General features: G+C 69.5%; 2 protein-coding genes. Both read right to left on the bottom strand.

Features of this window, described 5'->3' with window-relative positions; translation table 11 throughout:
* On the bottom strand, window positions 1-707 hold a 707-nt coding region (locus IJH84_RS01250), incomplete at its 3' end, for an IMP dehydrogenase (RefSeq protein WP_295139238.1).
* 266 nt (window positions 708-973) lie between these two features.
* Window positions 974-1,562 (bottom strand): hypothetical protein (locus IJH84_RS01255; protein WP_295139241.1); only part of this gene is annotated, 589 nt, incomplete at its 5' end.

Consider the following 1,562-nt stretch of genomic DNA (forward strand, 5'->3'; position numbering starts at 1 on the left):
AGCAGCGCGGCGGCCTTGGCTGGCACGTCCCCGTTCACGCCGACCGCGGCCGCGACCCGGAGCTTGCCCGCCCCGTCCAGCGCCGGGGCGTAGACCTCCGCGCGCAGCGAACCGCGCTGGGTGAGCACGCCCGCCAGCTTGCCCTCGGCGTCCACCGCGATCGCGAGCTGCCTGCCCTGCCGGTGCAGCTGCTCGAAAACCTCGCGGGGTTTGGTCTCCAGCGGCAGCACCACGGGGTTGCGATCGGCGACCTCGCCGACGCGGGCGAACCGGTCGACCCCGGTGCAGGCGGCCTCGTCGGCCACCCCGACCGGGCGGCCGTCCTCGTCGACGACGACCACCGCGCCGTGCGCGCGCTTCGGCAGCAGGTTGAGCACGTCGGTCACCGCGTCGTCGGGGCGCAGCACCAGCGGCGTGTCCCAGACGGGATGCCGCTCCTTCACCCAGGAAACGATCTCACCGACCGCGCTCGGCGCGACGTCTTGCGGGAGCACCACGAGACCGCCGCGGCGAGCGACGGTCTCGGCCATCCGGCGGCCCGCGACGGCGGTCATGTTGGCGACCACGATCGGCAGCGTCGTGCCCGAGCCGTCACCGGTGGCGAGGTCCACGTCGAACCGCGACTCCACGCCGGAGCGGCCGGGCGCGAGGAACACGTCGTCGTAGGTCAGGTCGGTGGTGGGCTGCTGCCCGTTCAAGAACTGCACAAGGCTCCACGATACGTGCCGGAGGTCGTGCGCAGGCCGGGTTCGCCGACCGTGGTCGTTCGCGGCGAAGAATCGAACCGGGCGGCCAGGCCGCAACGGGCTCAGCACCACATCGAGTGACTAGATCATCCTTGCCGTCTCGCTGGTGAGCTCTCTAATATGGCCGTAGCCGCGCTCTGCTGGGGCGTGGAAGTAAGCCGGGACCCCCCGCCGTACGGTGGGACCCCGGCCTCTGCGCTTCTCCGGGCCCTTTCTCTCCCGGGCTTTCACGCTTTGACCGACAAGACGGTCGAGCTGTCACCGAACTGCTGCAAGTAGTCATCGTCGCCGCGCTCGGCGGCAAGCGCCGCCCCGCAGGCGATGTCGGGCAGCCACAGCAGAGGCTCGTTCTTCGGCGGTCCGAACGAGACGTGCAGGCGCTCGCCGATGAGTTTCTTCCGGCGGCAGGCGTCGACCATGTCGATGTCGTGCTTGTTGTTGCGCCGCTGCCTCGTCTCGAGGAGTACCTGTTCAGCGCCTGCGGATTCGAGCTCCGGGAGCAGCGCTTCCAAGCACTTGCGGCGACCCCGCTCAGCCTGGAGCGAAGCGCTTCGCGCGACTACCGAGATGTGCCGCGCCGTTAAGGTCCCGACCGTCTTGGCCAGATGCAGCCGGCGAACAGCGTCCGCGTCGTACCAATGCAGTTTGCCCGGGCCGGACTGCAAAGCGTGTAGGGCATCGCGGATGGTTTCCGCTTCGGTCAGGTCGACGAGGCTGGCGGTGAGGATGTACACGCCGAGCGGGAGGTCGTAGGACTCGTCGGCGTAGGCGGCGAGGAACACGACCGGAATAAGATCGAGAACGCGAGTTCGAGAG

The sequence above is a fragment of the Saccharopolyspora sp. genome, assembly GCF_017434145.1.
Classification (GTDB): Bacteria; Actinomycetota; Actinomycetes; order Mycobacteriales; family Pseudonocardiaceae; genus Saccharopolyspora_C; species Saccharopolyspora_C galaxeae.